Origin of the sequence: Dyella sp. 2RAB6 (genome assembly GCF_052115385.1) — a bacterium.
In the GTDB taxonomy this organism is placed as follows: domain Bacteria; phylum Pseudomonadota; class Gammaproteobacteria; order Xanthomonadales; family Rhodanobacteraceae; genus Dyella_D.
Genome location: NZ_JBFRGP010000048.1, coordinates 1 through 2,490, shown reverse-complemented (window position 1 = coordinate 2,490; position 2,490 = coordinate 1). Strand labels below are relative to the sequence as shown.

2 protein-coding genes are annotated in these 2,490 nt (G+C 62.2%); both read left to right on the top strand.

The genetic code is table 11. The features are described from left to right. The first annotated feature begins 233 nt into the window (after positions 1–233). Complete coding sequence (locus tag AB4083_RS22840; protein WP_441610793.1) at positions 234–1,874, top strand: recombinase family protein; 1,641 nt, start codon at positions 234–236, stop codon at positions 1,872–1,874. A gap of 118 nt (positions 1,875–1,992) precedes the next feature. Further along, a complete protein-coding gene (locus AB4083_RS22835) occupies positions 1,993–2,298 on the top strand; it encodes a hypothetical protein (RefSeq protein WP_441610792.1) in 306 nt (101 codons plus the stop codon). Positions 2,299–2,490 lie beyond the last annotated feature (192 nt).

The window sequence follows — 2,490 nt, the reverse complement described above, 5'->3', positions numbered from 1 at the left end:
GGCGGTGAGGGCTGGACGAAAAGGCCCCGCAGGGGGCGAGGACAGGAAGTCCTCGCCTTTTTGACAGGGCAGGACGCCCTGTCAAAAAGCCCGGCCAGCCCTCACGGACCCGCAGCAGCGTAGCTGCGGAGGGCGCCAAGCAGGGTGCCTTTTCTTCTTGGTTACTTCTACTTTGGGCAACCACATGAGATCCCATATAGACTTCGCAACTTGCTCAGGGATCGATGCTTCACGTGGACGCAAACATCAAGGTTTATAGCTATTTACGCTTCAGTGATGCTCGACAGTCCACCGGCAGCAGTGCCGATCGCCAGACCGAGTATGCGGCCAACTGGGCCAAGCGCCGGCAGTTGCAGCTCGATGCTTCGCTCTCCCTCCGCGACGAAGGATTGAGCGCGTACCACCAGCGCCATGTAAAGCAAGGCGCCCTGGGCACCTTTCTCAGCGCGGTGGACGAGGGCCAGATTGCCGCGGGGTCCGTGCTGGTCGTGGAAGGTCTGGATCGGCTGAGCCGTGCCGAACCGCTTCAGGCTCAGGCACAGCTCGCCCAGATCATCAATGCTGGCATCACCGTGGTGACCGCCAGCGATGGCCGGGAATACAACCGGGAGGGACTGAAGGCCAATCCCATGGAGCTGGTCCATAGCCTCCTGGTGATGATCCGGGCACATGAGGAAAGCGATACCAAGAGCAAGCGGGTTAAAGCGGCCATTCGTCGTCAGTGCCAGCAGTGGCTGGACGGTGCCTATCGCGGTCGTATCCGCAATGGCAAGGATCCCCAATGGCTCACCTGGCAGTCGGATGGCTGGCACCTCATCCCGGAACGGGTCGACGCTGTCCGCATGGCCATCGACTTGTTCCGCGCCGGGCATGGGGCTGTGGCCATTGTCGATCGCCTCAATGCCGCCGGACTCTCGGTCTCGGACAAAGGGACCCGGGCGACGCACCTGTACAAGGTGTTCCGCCTGCCTGCCCTGCGCGGCACCAAGACCCTGTCGGTCGATGGCGTCGACTACGCGCTGTCCGACTACTACCCGGCCATCCTGAGTCCGGAGGACTTCGACGAACTGCAGAGCCAGATCCGACAGTCGGGCCGGCGCAAGGGCAAAGGCGAACTGCCTGGCGTCATCACCGGGCTACGCCTCACTCAGTGCGGGTATTGCGGGTCGGCCATGGTGGCTCAGAACCTCATGAGCCGGAAAAAGGACGACGACGGCCGGGTCCATGACACCTATCGTCGCCTGTCCTGCGGTTCCGGACAGGCCTATCGTCGTTGTCCGGTGGGTGGCAGCACCAGCATCGCTCCGATCGAACGGGCGCTACTGGAGTTCTGTTCGGACCAGATCAATCTAGACGCCCTATTGGAACGCGGCGCCGCCGACCCGCCGGCTCGCCAGAAACTCGCCGCTGCCAAAGCACGCGTCGCCGACGTGGAGAAGCAGCTCAAGCGCTTGACCGATGCCCTGATGCAGGATGACGGGGCTGCGCCCGCGATCATCCTCCGTAAGATCCGCGCGCTGGAAGATGAGCTGGAGCGCCTTCGGCGGGACGTGGCCGACGCCGACGCGGAATGGGCCGCCGTATCCCGGAAGGCGTCGTCGACCGCCGACGCTTGGCGCGAACTGGTGATTGGTGTGAAGAGCCAGGATTACGATGCGCGACTGAAAGCCCGGCAACTCGTGGCCGACACCTTTGCCCGCATCGTGGTGTACCGACTGGGTGTCGAACCCGGCGGCCCCACAAACTCTGCGCTAGATCTGGTCCTAGTACCGCATGGCGGTCATCCGCGGGCGCTGCGCATTCACCGCAAGACAGGGCAATGGCTGGGCGCAGAAGAGATCAGCACCCAAGCCTTAGGCGTTCGATCCGCATGAGGTATCAGCGCTGAGGTGGTTTGAATCACGCTGGGTTTGCTAGCCCAGCAAGGTCATCCGCAACTGCGAAGGTCGGGCGCGCAGCGCGCGCCCGTTGCCCTTAGCTCGCAGTAGAGAGGTGCCTTCCCTTGATGGTGATCTTTGCCTGTGGCTGACCGGCGACATGGCCCTGCGCGATAAATTCTCTGTCGCCAAATACAGCGCCGCTCTAACAAGTGCGCGCCAGCAGGCGTCAGCGCCACACGAGGGCGAGTACGAGCTCACCCGCTCGGATCGTGTCAGGTGGAGCGCAACCTATCGGCGTGATGGAATCTTCTTTGGGATGCGCCACGGCGGCATCAATGAACTTCTCGGCGTATCGCTGAATGAGCTTCGAGAAGCCGTCATGGAGGACATCGAGCTTGTCTGGGTCCGTCCCAACTAGACGAAGTGCAATACCTTGCTGCGCATCGATTGCACGCTCTCCCGATCGAGCGCTGTTGACTCTCCTCGGTGGCCAATGTGGACGTTCACGTCCTCAGCTCCCTAGGTGGGGTGAATGCGTTTGGTTTATAGCGAGTCCCCTGGTGCTCATTGAAGGACCACCATCCGTCAGGGGTGGTGAAGGCGATTTCTC